The sequence below is a fragment of the Caulobacter flavus genome (genome assembly GCF_003722335.1).
In the GTDB taxonomy this organism is placed as follows: Bacteria; Pseudomonadota; Alphaproteobacteria; order Caulobacterales; family Caulobacteraceae; genus Caulobacter; species Caulobacter flavus.
The window spans coordinates 5,421,337-5,434,513 of sequence record NZ_CP026100.1 but is presented as its reverse complement, the minus strand read 5'-3'; the positions used below and the strand labels follow the sequence as shown (position 1 = coordinate 5,434,513).

At 68.6% G+C, this 13,177-nt stretch carries 9 protein-coding genes; 6 read left to right on the top strand and 3 right to left on the bottom strand.

What is annotated here, in order from left to right; all coding sequences use genetic code 11:
• Positions 1-116 precede the first annotated feature (116 nt).
• The 6 genes from C1707_RS24795 (at position 117) to pyk (ending at position 10,737) form a co-directional block, all read left to right on the top strand.
• Complete coding sequence (locus C1707_RS24795; RefSeq protein ID WP_101713390.1) at positions 117-1,139, top strand: LacI family DNA-binding transcriptional regulator; 1,023 nt, start codon at positions 117-119, stop codon at positions 1,137-1,139.
• Positions 1,140-1,389: 250 nt separating this feature from the next.
• Positions 1,390-1,545 (top strand): hypothetical protein, encoded by a 156-nt coding sequence (locus C1707_RS26370; RefSeq protein ID WP_164467457.1) that lies wholly within the window; start codon positions 1,390-1,392, stop codon positions 1,543-1,545.
• Positions 1,546-1,848: 303 nt separating this feature from the next.
• The gene (locus tag C1707_RS24790) at positions 1,849-4,812 is read left to right on the top strand and encodes a TonB-dependent receptor (RefSeq protein ID WP_101713479.1); all 2,964 of its coding nucleotides are present in this window, start codon (positions 1,849-1,851) and stop codon (positions 4,810-4,812) included.
• A gap of 96 nt (positions 4,813-4,908) precedes the next feature.
• Entirely contained in the window at positions 4,909-6,414 is a 1,506-nt protein-coding gene (locus C1707_RS24785; protein ID WP_101713389.1) for a tryptophan halogenase family protein, read from the top strand.
• Positions 6,415-6,794: 380 nt separating this feature from the next.
• On the top strand, positions 6,795-9,278 hold the full coding sequence (locus tag C1707_RS24780) for a glycoside hydrolase family 3 protein (RefSeq protein ID WP_101713388.1): 2,484 nt from the start codon (positions 6,795-6,797) through the stop codon (positions 9,276-9,278).
• Positions 9,279-9,306: 28 nt separating this feature from the next.
• Positions 9,307-10,737, top strand: coding sequence for a pyruvate kinase (gene pyk, locus C1707_RS24775; protein WP_101713387.1), 1,431 nt, complete (start codon positions 9,307-9,309; stop codon positions 10,735-10,737).
• 194 nt (positions 10,738-10,931) lie between these two features.
• On the opposite strand, the gene C1707_RS24770 is transcribed toward pyk, so the two are convergent.
• From C1707_RS24770 to C1707_RS24760, 3 genes are all read right to left on the bottom strand, one after another.
• On the bottom strand, positions 10,932-11,630 hold the full coding sequence (locus C1707_RS24770) for a Crp/Fnr family transcriptional regulator (protein WP_240633818.1): 699 nt from the start codon (positions 11,628-11,630) through the stop codon (positions 10,932-10,934).
• A 331-nt stretch (positions 11,631-11,961) separates the two neighbouring features.
• A complete protein-coding gene (locus tag C1707_RS24765; RefSeq protein WP_101713385.1) occupies positions 11,962-12,465 on the bottom strand; it encodes a pyridoxamine 5'-phosphate oxidase family protein in 504 nt (167 codons plus the stop codon).
• A gap of 56 nt (positions 12,466-12,521) precedes the next feature.
• Positions 12,522-13,160 (bottom strand): TetR/AcrR family transcriptional regulator, encoded by a 639-nt coding sequence (locus tag C1707_RS24760; RefSeq protein WP_101713384.1) that lies wholly within the window; start codon positions 13,158-13,160, stop codon positions 12,522-12,524.
• Positions 13,161-13,177: the final 17 nt, after the last annotated feature.

Here is a 13,177-nt window from a genome sequence, read left to right as displayed (position 1 = left end):
CCGCTGCCAGAACCCTCGTTTTCAACATTCCCATCCAAAAAGGGGTCGCCTTGACAAGGTTGTCATGGCTTGTTGTCTCGCTTGAAGGCTGAATCAACGCCGCGCGAGGCCATTTCTTGAACGCCAAGGTTACGATCCACGACGTCGCCCGCATGTCGGGCGTTTCGATCAAGACCGTGTCGCGGGTGCTGAACCGCGAGCCCAACGTCAAGGCCGACACCCGCGACCGGGTGCAGGAAGCCGTGGCGGCGCTGAACTACCGCCCCAATATCTCGGCTCGCAGCCTGGCGGGGTCCAAGGCCTATCTGATCGGGGTATTCTTCGACAACCCGAGCCCCGCCTACGTCACCGACGTGCAGCTGGGCGCCATCGGTCGCTGTCGCACCGAGGGTTATCACCTGATCGTCGAGCCGCTGGATTCCGAGGGCGACGTCGAGGAGCAGGTGGCGCCGATGCTGGCCACCCTGCGCATGGACGGGGTGATCCTGACCCCGCCGGTCTGCGACGACGCGCGGGTGCTGGCCGTGCTGGACGCCGAGGGCGTGCCCTATGTGCGCCTGTCGCCGGACAAGGATCTCGACCGCTCGGCCTATGTGCGGATGGACGACATGGCCGCCGCCTACGAGATGACCGCCCACCTGATCAAGCTGGGCCACAAGGACATCGCCTTCATCAAGGGCCACCCCGACCACGGCGCGGCCCACCTGCGCTACGACGGCTACGCCAAGGCCATGGCCGATCACGGCCTGGCCGTGCGCGAGGACCGCGTTGCCCAGGGCTGGTTCTCGTTCCGCTCGGGCTTCGAGGCGGCCGAGACCCTGCTGGCGGGCGACGACCGGCCGACGGCGATCTTCGCCTCCAACGACGACATGGCGCTCGGCGTCATGGCCGTGGCCAACCGCCTGCGCCTGAACGTGCCCGAGACCCTGTCGGTGGCCGGTTTCGACGACACGCCGGGCGCCAAGGTCGTCTGGCCGCAGCTGACCACGGTGCGCCAGCCGATCCAGGCCATGGCGGCGGCCGCCGCCGACCTGCTGCTCAGCGGCGACCTGAAGGGCGAGGACGGCGGCCCGCCGCCGTCGCGCCTGCTGGACTTCGAGCTGGTGGTGCGCGAGAGCACGGGCCCGGCGGCGGAGTAGGGGAGGGGCTGTCGCTCCATCCCGCCTTCCGGAAGAAAATTTGCCGATCGCCGCTCGTGACGGGGTTGAATATCGCGATCGGCTCTCCATATCGTGGTCAGCGCTGATCGCGGCATGGCCCTTGGGGCCGAGCGCCGCTGCGCTTCACCCGCCCATCTCCGCGAGCGTCTCGAACGCCGCCCCTTGGGCTTTATCTCCCACGACTATCGTTCGGGCCCGACGATCCGTCCGGCCCTCTATCTGGAACTACATGAAGACCAATTTCACTCGCGCGGCCGCCGTTCAACGCAAGCCTCGCACCCCGTCGCAGCCGCGTGTCGCCGCGCCGTCGCCTCGCACCGAATGGGCGTGGCCGGGGCTGACTCGCGCGCAACTGCGCGAACACATCATCGAACAGATCGGCTGACCCACGGCCGCACGGCCCTCAGGGGCCGCGCCTGCACCGCGTCGCGAAGCCTTGTTCCGCAAGGCTTCGCGGCTTTCAGCGGATAAATCACACAATTACGGAAAGAGAATTTTGTTACGCGATTGACAGCGTTGTCCATTGACAGCGCTGTCGCGTTCCTCATAGGTTGCAGTCGCCGACCCCCGAGAAGGGCCGGAGAACAAGGGAGGATGCGCAAGGCATCCCGAAAAACTGGCGAACTTGCTCACGTCGACGCCGTCGGCGGAGATCGGCTCTCTGCGGCCGTAACCTAGGGGAATGCTCATGATTTCGAAGACTTACGCGACCCGGTACGCGCTGATGGCGGCGGCGTCCTCGGTCGTCCTGCTGGGCGCGGGCCAGGCCCTGGCCCAGACCGCCGCGACCGACGCGGCGGCGCCGGCCTCGGCCCAGGAACCATCTGCGGTTGAAGAGGTGATCGTCACCGGCTTCCGCGCCTCGCTGCAGAGCGCGCTGTCGGCCAAGAAGAACTCGAACCTGATCATCGAGTCGGTGACCGCCGAGGACATGGGCAAGTTCCCCGACCAGAACATCGCCGAGTCGCTGCAGCGCCTGCCTGGCGTGCAGATCGACCGCGAGAACGGCCAGGGCACCCGGGTGCGCATCCGCGGCCTCGACCAGAACGTCACCGTCCTGAACAACGACATCTTCGTCTCGGGCATGGAGCTGTTCCGCCTGGGCGAGGGCAAGATCAACCAGACCAACTCGCTGGAAGGCATCCCGTCCGAACTGATCGGCGGCGTCGACGTCTACAAGTCGCCCGACGCCTCGCTGCTGGAAGGCGGCCTGGGCGGCATCATCAACCTGAAGACCCGCAACGCCCGCAGCTTGCGCGACGACACCACGATCGCCGGCGACCTGCGCGGCAACAAGGCCGGCGACACCGACTGGAACCCGACCGGTTCGCTGGTGCTGGGCCACAAGTTCAGCGACCGCTTCGCCGTGCTGGGCACGCTGTCCTACGACAAGACCGAGATCCACACCGACGTGCTGGGCGGCGAGAACCGCGGCGGCTGGGCGTTCAACGACCGGCCGGTGGTCGGCGGCGGCACGCTCGACGTGTGGTCGCCCGAGTACCGCTACGCCACCTATCGCGACCAGGAGCGCAAGCGTCTCGGCGCGTCGATCAACCTCGACTTCGCCCTGACCGACTCGCTGCAGCTGACCGGTGACTGGTTCCACTCGGACCTGAAGATCAAGACCAGCGAAGCCTCGATCAAGTTCCCGTTCGCCAACGAGAACGCCACCTACGCGGCCGGCGCCAGCGTCGACGGCAACGGCGTGCTGCAGAGCGGCACGGTCACCGCCAATTCGGCCGAGGGCACCTCGTACCTGCAGGACTCGCAAGCCAAGACCGACAACTTCCAGGTCGCCCTGAACTGGGACAACGGCGGGCGGGTGACCGGCAGCGTGCGCGCGGCCTACTCCACCGCCGACTACGAGAGCGCCAGCGCCAACAACGACGTGCGCTACACCCAGTACACCGTGCGCAACGGCACGGCCGCAGGCCTGGTGCCCAACGCCACCGCGCCGGCGACCTTCACCTACAGCTACGCCAACGGCGACAATCCCAAGTTCACCCCGGCCAACGCGGCGCAGTTCACCACGCCCTCCAGCGTGTTCGCCAAATCGCACTGGGTGTTCGGCGAGGACACCCAGATCGACAACACCTCGATCCGCGGCGACCTGAAGTTCCGTCCCGAGTTCGGTGAAAGCGGCGACCTGGTGATCACCGCCGGCGTCCGCTACGCCGAGCGCAAGATCGACTCGGAATTCTGGCAGCTGCTGGCCGACTATTCGGGCAAGGGCGAGCTGAACGGCCGGTCCTTCGGCCAGGACTGGACGCCTTACGGCTACTTCCAGGACGGCGCCATCGGCTTCAAGTCGTGCGGCCTGCCCGCCGGCACGCCGGGCCGTCCCAACTGCGGCCAGACCGCCACCGACGACGGCCGCTTCGGCGCCTCGCCGGCGCTGATCACGCCGTACCAGACCGCCGCCAGCAATCCCGAGCGGTTCGAGACCCTGACCGTCGGCGGCATCAACGCGCTGTTCCAGAAGCGCAGCCTGATGGAGAACCCGGTCGCCTGGCTGTCGAACCTCTATTCGTCGACCCCGTTCCAGAAGTTCGCCGATCCGATCCAGTCGTTCCGGATCAAGGAGCGCACCACGACCGGCTATGGCATGGTCGACCTGGGCGGTTCCGACGACCGCTATCACGTCAACGCCGGCGTCCGCGTGGTCCGCACCGAGCTGACCATCGACTCCAGCGGCACCCCGACCACGCCCTGGTACTGGGGCACCGACAGCTGGAACGGCGTCATCGGCAATCCGGACGCCATCAAGACCACCCGCGAATATACCGACGTCCTGCCCAGCGCGAGCGCGGTGTTCGACATCAACGACAGCGACAAGGTGCGCGTGTCGGCGGCCCGGGTCGTGTCGCGCCAGGACCTGTTCCAGCTGGGCCAGGGCTCGGCCTTCAACTTCACCCGCAGCTCGACGCCGGGTCCGAACCTCAACCGCTTCCTCTACACTAACGGCAGCGGCGGCAACCCGGACCTCGACCCGTACCGCGCCTCGCAGTTCGACATCGCCTACGAGCGCTACATCGGGCGTAGCGGCATCGTTTCGGGCGCGTTCTTCTACAAGAGCGTCGACTCGTTCATCCAGACCGACACCGTGCCGCGCACCGTGGCCGACGGTTCGGTCGAAGGGGCGACCCTGGGCGTCTACACCGCGCCGGTGAACGGCGACGGCGGCAGTATCAAGGGCGTCGAACTGGCGGCGCAGTACGCCTTCGAGAACGGGTTCGGCTTCAACGCCAACTACACCTTCTCCGACTCTGAGACCTCGAAGTCGAACGACTACGACGACAACCTGCCGATCCCGGGCGTGGCCAAGCACGCCTTCAACCTGCAGGGCTTCTACGAGGGGCACGGCTTTGAGGCCCGCGTCTCCTACGCCTGGCGCGACAAGAGCTACCAGGGCGACTTCTCGTTCGGCTCGGGCACCGACCGCCACAGCCTGGGTACGTGGGAGCGGGCCTATGGCCAGCTCGACGCCCAGGTCGGCTACCAGGTGACTCCGGCGATCAAGATCGTGCTGGAGGGCATCAACCTCACCGAGGAGCCCACCGGCCGCTACCTGCAGTGGGAGAACCTGCCGTTCCGCTATGCCACCGCCGATCGCCGGATCGTGCTGGGCGCGCGGTTCAAGCTGGGGATGTAAGTCCTCTCACGCCGGCGGCGGACGGTCTGCGAGCCCGCCGCCGGCTCTTTTCCTGACACGCGTCCCGCAAGAGGGCGCGGACGGGGAGGAAACGCCATGGATCGCGCCATCGGCTCGATCGCCATACTGGGCGGAGGCACCGCCGGCTGGATGGCCGCCGCCGTGCTGGCCCAGGTGCTGCGCGGCACGGGAACGACCATCACCCTGGTCGAGAGCGCCGAGATCCCCACCGTCGGCGTGGGCGAGGCGACCATTCCGCCGATCGTCGACTTCCTGCGGTTGCTCGAGATCGACCAGGGCCAGTTCATGGCCGCCACCGAGGGCAGCTTCAAGCTGGGCATCCGCTTCGACGACTGGCGCGTGCTCGGCGAACGCTACTGGCATCCGTTCGGAACCTTCGGCCCGTCGGTCGACCGGCGTCCCTTCCATCACATGTGGCATCGGCTGCGCGCGGCGGGCGAGGATCCCCGCGTCGAGGCCTACAGCCTGGCCACGGCCCTGGGCGATGCGGGCCGCATGGCCTTCGCCGACGGGCAAGGGCAGGGGCCGCTGGGCGGCATGCGCCACGCCCTGCATTTCGACGCCGGCCTGGTGGCGAGGTTCCTGCGCACCTACTCCGAACAGCGCGGCGTGCGCCGGCTGGAGCGGCGGGTCGAGGGCGCGACCCTGAAAGACGACGGCTTTGTCGAGGCCTTGGTCCTGGAGGGCGGCGAGCGGCTGGCGGCCGATCTTTTCATAGACTGCTCGGGCTTCCGAGGCGTGCTGATCGAGGGCGCGCTGAAGACCGGCTACGAGGGTTGGAGCGCCTTCCTGCCGTGCGACCGGGCGGTCGCCGGCCTGACCGTGCGCGACGCCAATCCGCCGCCCTTCACCCAGGCCGCGGCGCGTCCGGCCGGCTGGCGCTGGCGTATCCCGCTGCGGCATCGCACCGGCAACGGCTACGTCTATTCCAGCGCCCATGTCAGCGACGACGAGGCCCTGGCCGATCTGGAGCGCGAGGCCGGCAAGCTGCTGACCGAGCCGCGCGTCCTGAAGTTCACCGGCGGCCGGCGCAAGGCGTTCTGGAACCGCAACGTGATCGCGCTTGGCCTGGCTTCCGGGTTCATCGAGCCGCTGGAGTCGACCAGCATCCATTTCGTGACCAGCGGACTGATGAAGCTGCTCGACCACTTTCCCGACAAGGATTTCGACGCGGCCAACATCGCCGACTACAACGCCGCCCTGGTCGCCGAGTACGAGGCCGCGCGCGACTTCATCGTGCTGCACTACCAGCCGACCCGGCGTGACGAGCCGTTCTGGCGCGAGCGCGCGGCGGCGGCCCTGCCGCCCGACCTCGCCGAGCGGCTGGCGCTCTATCGGGGCACGGGGCGCATTCCGCACCGGCCGACCGAGCTCTTCACCGAGCTGTCCTGGTTCTACGTGCTGGAGGGCATGGGCGTGCGGCCGGCGGCCTACGACCCGCTGGTCGGTCTGTCGAACCTGTCCCAGGTGCGCGAGGGGCTGTCGGGCTGGCGGCGACGCGTGGCCGAGATCGTCCAGGCCGCGCCTGCGCACGACGCGGCGCTGGACCTGGTGGCCGGGCGACGGCGACCCGCGGCCTGAAGGGCGGGCCGACGCCTTCGAAATGACGGATGCAAAAAGAGGATAGACAGCGCTGTCAAGAAATGGTGTCTGATCGATGTGACCGCTATCGCGACGCGCCCAACGGCGGCGAGCGAGGTGGTCGCGCAACGAAACCAGGGAAGGAAACCGTTCGGGCCGACCGGCGCGCGACCGCGCCGAGGCTCAGTTCCGCTTTCGCCATTCATCCCACTCCAGCGTCGACGTTTCTTTCGTCGATGGGATGCCGCTTGCGGCCGTCGGTCCCCCCTCCGACCGCGAGCGTCAGCTGGAGACCCCTCCTGCAAGGGGTTGCTCCCACTCCGGCGCGGCGGGCTCGCCGCGCCGATCTTTTCCGGATTTTCGCTTTCAAGGGCCCCGTCATGAAGCTTCGCCGTCCGCTCCTCCGCGCCTCGTCGCTGGCCTTGACCGTGGGCCTGGCCCTGCCGGCGCTGGCGGCCGAGCCGAGTCTGGTCGCGACGACCCCGCGAACGACCGCCCATCCCGAACTGTGGCCGGCGGCCAAGAGCCCGGCCAGCATCACCGACGCCAAGACCGAGGCCTTCATCACCCAGCTGATGAGCAAGATGAGCGTCGAGGAAAAGGTCGGCCAGACGATCCAGGGCGACATCGCCTCGATGACGCCGGCCGATCTGGCGACCTATCCGCTGGGCTCGATCCTGGCCGGCGGCAACTCGGCGCCCGACGGCAATGACCGCGCCACGCCCAAGGCCTGGACCGACCTCGTCGACGCCTATCGCAAGGAGGCCCTGGCCAAGCGCCCGGGTCGCACGCCGATCCCGCTGATGTTCGGCATCGACGCCGTGCACGGCCACAACAACATCGTCGGCGCGACGATCTTCCCGCACAACGTGGGCCTGGGCGCCATGCGCGATCCGGCGCTGATCGAGCGCATCGGCCAGGCCACCGGCGAGGAGGTGGCGGTGGTCGGCGGCGACTGGACCTTCGGCCCGACGGTCGCCGTGCCGCGCGACGACCGCTGGGGCCGCTCCTACGAGGGCTATGGCGAGGATCCTGAGATCGTCGCCAGCTATTCGGGGCCGATGACCCTGGGCCTGCAGGGCAAGCTCGAGCCCGGCAAGCCGATCGCGCCGGGCCGTATCGCCGGCAGCGCCAAGCACTTCCTCGCCGACGGCGGCACCCAGGACGGCCGCGACCAGGGCAATGCGGTGATCTCCGAGCAGGAGCTCGTCGCGGTGCACGCCCAGGGCTATCCGCCCAGCATCGACGCCGGCATCCTGACGGTGATGGCCTCGTTCTCCAGCTGGAACGGCCAGAAGATCACCGGCAACAAGACCCTGATCACCGACGTGCTGAAGAAGCGGATGGGCTTCGAGGGCTTCGTGGTCAGCGACTGGAACGCCCACGGCCAGCTCCAGGGCTGCTCCAACGTCTCGTGCCCGCAGGCGATGAACGCGGGCCTCGACATGTACATGGCTCCCGACAGCTGGAAGGGCCTCTACGAGAACACGCTGAAGCAGGTGAAGTCGGGAGAGATCCCGATGGCGCGTCTCGACGACGCCGTGCGCCGCATCCTGCGGGTCAAGGTCAAGTCGGGGCTGTTCGATCGCGTCGCGCCGCAGGTGCAGGGCAAGTTCGATCGTCTCGGCTCGGCCGACCACCGCGCCGTCGCCCGCGAGGCGGTGTCCAAGTCGCTGGTGCTGCTGAAGAACGACGGCGTGCTGCCGATCAAGGCGGGAGCCAACGTGCTGGTCGCCGGCGCCGCCGACGACATCGGCAAGGCCTCGGGCGGCTGGACCCTGACCTGGCAGGGCACGGGCAACAAGAACAGCGACTTCCCCAACGGCCAGTCGATCTGGGGCGGCCTGAAGGAGGCTGTCGAGGCTTCCGGCGGCAAGGCCACCCTGGCAACGGACGGCAAGTTCGCCGGCGCCAAGCCCGACGTGGCCATCGTGGTGTTCGGCGAGGATCCCTACGCCGAGTTCCAGGGCGACGTGGCCAACCTGGCCTATCAGCCCGGCGGCAAGACCGACCTGGAGCTGCTGAAGACGCTGAAGGCCCAGGGGATCCCGGTGGTGTCGGTGTTCCTGTCGGGGCGTCCGCTGTGGGTGAACCCCGAGATCAACGCCTCGGACGCCTTCGTGGCCGCCTGGCTGCCGGGCTCGGAAGGCGGCGGCGTCGCCGACGTGCTGGTGGCCGGCAAGGACGGCAAGTCCAGGCGCGACTTCACCGGCAAGCTGTCGTTCAGCTGGCCCAAGCGCGCCGACCAGGGGCCGCTGAACCGCGGCGACAAGGGCTATGACCCGCAGTTCGCCTATGGCTACGGCCTGTCCTACGCCCAGCCGGCCAAGGTGGCGCAGCTGTCGGAGAGCGCTGGCGACCTTGGAACCGCCGCCAGCGTCGACCGCTACTTCGTGGCCGGCCGCGTGCCGGCCCCGTGGATGCTGAGCTTCTCGGGTGCGGGCGCGGTCAAGACGATCGACGCCGGAGCCCAGGAAAACGGCCGCCAGGCGACCTGGAGCGGGGAGGGCGAAGGCCTTCTGGCCGTGCAGGGGCCGCCCGTCGACCTGTCGCGCCAGACGACCGGCGACATGGCGGTGCTCGTGAGGTGGCGAGTCGACAAGGCGCCTGTTGCGCCGGTTTATCTGACTGTCGGTTGTGGCGAATCCTGCGGTGGGAGGCTAGACGTAACGTCAACGTTGTCAGGCTCGAAAATCGGCGAATGGCGATCCGCCAAGATCAAACTTTCCTGTTTCCAGGCGGCGGGCGCCCAGATGGCGCACGTTTCGTCTCCGTTCGGCCTGAGCACCTCGGGGCCGCTGACGATTTCGGTCACCGAAATCCAGTTGGCGTCCAACGAGGGCGACGCTTTCTGTCCCAAATAATCCCCCAAACTGACAAAGGAGCGGCCGCATGATCCGCGCGCGTCGTTCCCGCATCGTCGCCACCATCGGCCCGGCCTCGGGTTCGCCGGAGATGATCGTCAAGCTGGCCAAGGCTGGCGCCGACGTCTTCCGCCTGAACTTCAGCCACGGCGCTCACGAGACCCACGCCGCCGTCTACGCCGCCATCCGCGCGGCGGAGGCGGTGGTCGGCCGTCCGCTGGGCATCCTGGCCGATCTGCAAGGGCCCAAGCTGCGCGTCGGCAAGTTCGCCGACGGTCCGGTTCAGCTGAAGCCCGGCCAGGCCTTCCGGTTCGATTCCGATCCGACCCCGGGCGACGAAACGCGGGTTCATCTCCCCCATCCCGAAATCCTGACGGCGATGAAGCCGGGCGCGACCCTGCTGCTCGACGACGGCAAGCTGCGGATGACCGTGACGCAAGCCGGCCCCGGCTACGCCGACACCACGGTCGTCAACGGCGGCAAGCTGTCGGAGCGCAAGGGCGTGGCCGTGCCGGACGTCATCATCCCGATGTCGCCCCTGACGCCGAAGGACCGCGAGGACTTGGCCTTCGCGCTGCGCCTGGGCGTCGACTGGATCGCCCTGTCGTTCGTGCAGGCCCCGGAAGACATGGCCGAGTTGCGCCGCATCGTCGAAGGGCGCGCGGCCGTGCTGGCCAAGATCGAGAAACCGCAGGCGCTGCAGACCCTGGGTCCGATCCTCGACCTGTGCGACGGCGTCATGGTGGCCCGCGGCGACCTTGGCGTCGAAATGGCGCCGGAAGAGGTGCCGGTGGCGCAGAAGGAAATCCTGCGCGCCGCCCGTGAGCGCGGCATTCCGGTGATTGTCGCCACCCAGATGCTGGAGTCGATGACCAGCTCGCCGACCCCGACCCGCGCCGAGGCCTCCGACGTGGCCAACGCCGTGTACGAGGGCGCGGACGCGGTGATGCTGTCGGCCGAAAGCGCCGCCGGCGACTATCCCGAAGAGTCGGTGGCGATGATGAACCGCATCATCGAGCGCGTCGAACGCGACCCGCGCTGGCCCGAGCTGATGCAGGCCGAGCAGCCGCACGTCGACGAGGACGCCGACGTGCTGGTGGTCGCCGCCGCCGGCGCGGCCAAGTCGGGCTCGACCAAGTGCCTGGTGGCCTTCACCACCACGGGCGCCACCGCCCGCCGCCTGGCCCGCGAACGGCCGCTGCAGCCGGTGCTGGCCCTGTCGCCGAAGATCGAGGCCGTGCGTCGCATGGCCCTGGTCTGGGGCGTGGAGCCGCGCGTCAGCGCCCAGCCCGACAGCCTGGAGGTCGTCACCACCGACGCCGCCGCCCGGGCCCTGGAACTGGACCTCGCCAAGCCCGGCGAGCGCATCCTGATCGTGGCCGGCACGCCGTTCGGCGCACCCGGCGCGGCCAACCTGCTGCGCCTGGCGCATGCGCCGTTCCCGGTGCGCAAGCGGTAGAGCCGACTTCCGGACAAGAGAAAGGCCATCGCCCCCCCGGGGCGATGGCCTTTTTTGCTTGGGCGATATGAGGCCAGCCACGACCCCCTCCGGCCCTCTGGGCCACCTCCCCCAGAGGGGGAGGATCTATGCCGCGGGTGCTCTCACTCTGGGGGAGCTGTCGCAGAGCGACTGAGGGGGATCGCCGTAGGCGATCAAGACCCGAACGGTTCCGGCAGCAGCCGCTCATAGCCCTTGCGCACCGCGCCGTAGCATTCGCAGGCGATGGCTTCGAGGCCGGCCCGGTCGAGGATGTCGACGACGCCGCGGCGATAGCGGATCAGCCCCTTGGCCTGCAGGGCGCCGGCCACGGCGGTGACCGTGGTGCGCTGCACGCCCAGCATGTCGGCCAGGAATTCCTGGGTCAGGCTGATGGTGTCGACGTCTATGCGGTCGCGGAAGCCCAGCAGCCAGCGGCAGAAGCGCGCCTCCACCGCGTGCAGGGCGTTGCAGGCCACCGACTGGATGGCGTGGCCGAACAGGGCTTCGTTGTGGCGCTCGATCAGGTCGCGCAGCACGGCGCTGCGCTCGGCGCCTTCGCGCAGGGCCGCGGCGCTGATGCGCGAGACCCCGCCCGGCGCCTGAACGATGGCGCGCGACAGCGACTGGCGCGGCGAGATCGCCGCCATCAGGCCCAGGCCGCCTTCGCGCCCGATGGTGGCCGACTCGATGGCCGCGCCGTTCTCCATCAGCGTCATCAGCGAGATGACGCAGTCGTGCGGGAAGTAGACCGTGTCGATCTGATCGCCGGGGTCGTACAGCAGCTTCCCCTTCTCCAGGTCCTGATGGGACAGCTGGGCGGCGATGTAGCCGAAATCCTCGGGGGGCAGGGAAGCGAGCAGACGGTTCTTCAAGGGATGTAGAGGCCCTGTCATGGCGAATCGAACGCCGGCTTGCGGCAAGGGTTGCAAGCTATAGGCAGGACTCGGGTGCGGCGCTGTCAGGTAGCCGACGCAATGCAGAGTGGGCCGGCGTTTAATCGAGATAAGGCTATATTGTGGCTCTCATTGCGGGAAAATCTGCGAGCTTTAGCGTTATGTCGGGTTCCCGACAAAGACTGTTGACCCGCCGCGAAACTAGAAAGAAATCAACGGTGGCCGGTCGTATCGGCGGGCGATTGCAACCGGTCGCCGCGCCGGAGGCCGTCCGGCGCGGTTCGGAGGCTGGTACTGTCCGTGGGCTGACTCAGGCAATGCCGAGATGGGCTCGGTCGCCCAGGTCGGGCCGGCGGTCGGTGAGGTTGGCCTTGGCGATCTCCCAGGCGAAGCGCACGGCGCCGCCCTTGGAGATCCACAGCTCGGCGTCGCGGGCGTCGAGGCGAAGCAGGGTGAGGTGCGGATCGTCCTTGCCGTCGGGATACCAGGCGGCGACGATCGGCGACCACCAGCGCTGGATGCGGGCGGTGTCGTGGTCGCGGCTCAGGCGGCCGCCGATGCAGGCCTGGAAGTCGCCGTCCTTGGCCTGGACCACGAACATCGCGTCGCCGCCGTCGCCGGCCACGGCCTGGGCCAGATCGGTGTCGTCGCGGGTGAAGAACCAGATCTGGCCGGTCTCGGGCTCGGCGAAGGCGGTCATCGGCTGGTAGTGCTGATGGCTGTTGACGAGGCCCAGCATGCCGAAGCGGGCGTGCTCCACCTCTTTCCAGAGGCGCTTTTCGACGTCGGCCTTGTCTTGGGGATCGGTGCTCATGGCGGCTCCTGCGCTTTGCGGTAAGGCAGGAGAACCGGCCGGCGAGGGGGCGGTTCCTAGGGCGAAGCCTGGCTGAGCCGTTCGAGATAGGCCTCGAACATGTCGGCCATGGCCTCGGCGAAGGCGGTGATCTCGGCCTCGTCGCGGGGCACTTCGGAAAAGCCCTTGCCGACCTGGGCGAGGGTCGAGGTGATCAGGTCGCCGGCCATGGTGCGGGTCGCTTCCGGGGCCCCCGGCAGGGCGTCGGTCATGAAGGCGTGGACGATGCCGGCGCCGGCCGCCTTGGCCTCGCGGGCCTCGGGCGCGTCGCGATAGAGCGGGGCGGCGTCGGACAGGGCCGTGCGCATCCCGGCTTCCTCGCATTCGGAGCGGACGAAGGCATGGACCAGGGCGCGCAGGCGCCGGGCCGGCGGACGGGCCTGGTCTTGCAGGATGTCGCGCAGCAGGCCGGTGGTCGTGCGCCATTCGTCGCTCTGCAGCCGGAACAGGATCGCGGCCTTGTTGGGGAAGTACTGGTACACCGAGCCGACGCTCACGCCGGCCTTCTCGGCCACCCGCGCGGTGGTGAACCGGCTGGCCCCCTCCCGGGCCAGAACCTGAGCGGCCGCTTCCAGTATGGCCGAGACCAGCTCGGTCGAGCGCGCCTGCTGCGGCTGTTTTCGCGAGGAAATCCGGGGACTTGATGGAGCGGTCATGCGCGGTCGGGCAATGC

What these genes read in the sequence shown, in the direction of transcription:
- C1707_RS24790 (WP_101713479.1), top strand. Translation starts at nt 1,849, where the DNA reads ATGATTTCGAAGACTTACGCGACCCGGTACGCGCTGATGGCGGCGGCG.
- C1707_RS24780 (WP_101713388.1), top strand. Translation starts at nt 6,795, where the DNA reads ATGAAGCTTCGCCGTCCGCTCCTCCGCGCCTCGTCGCTGGCCTTGACC.
- C1707_RS24760 (WP_101713384.1), bottom strand. Translation starts at nt 13,160, where the DNA reads ATGACCGCTCCATCAAGTCCCCGGATTTCCTCGCGAAAACAGCCGCAG.
- C1707_RS26370 (WP_164467457.1), top strand. Translation starts at nt 1,390, where the DNA reads ATGAAGACCAATTTCACTCGCGCGGCCGCCGTTCAACGCAAGCCTCGC.
- C1707_RS24765 (WP_101713385.1), bottom strand. Translation starts at nt 12,465, where the DNA reads ATGAGCACCGATCCCCAAGACAAGGCCGACGTCGAAAAGCGCCTCTGG.
- pyk (WP_101713387.1), top strand. Translation starts at nt 9,307, where the DNA reads ATGATCCGCGCGCGTCGTTCCCGCATCGTCGCCACCATCGGCCCGGCC.
- C1707_RS24785 (WP_101713389.1), top strand. Translation starts at nt 4,909, where the DNA reads ATGGATCGCGCCATCGGCTCGATCGCCATACTGGGCGGAGGCACCGCC.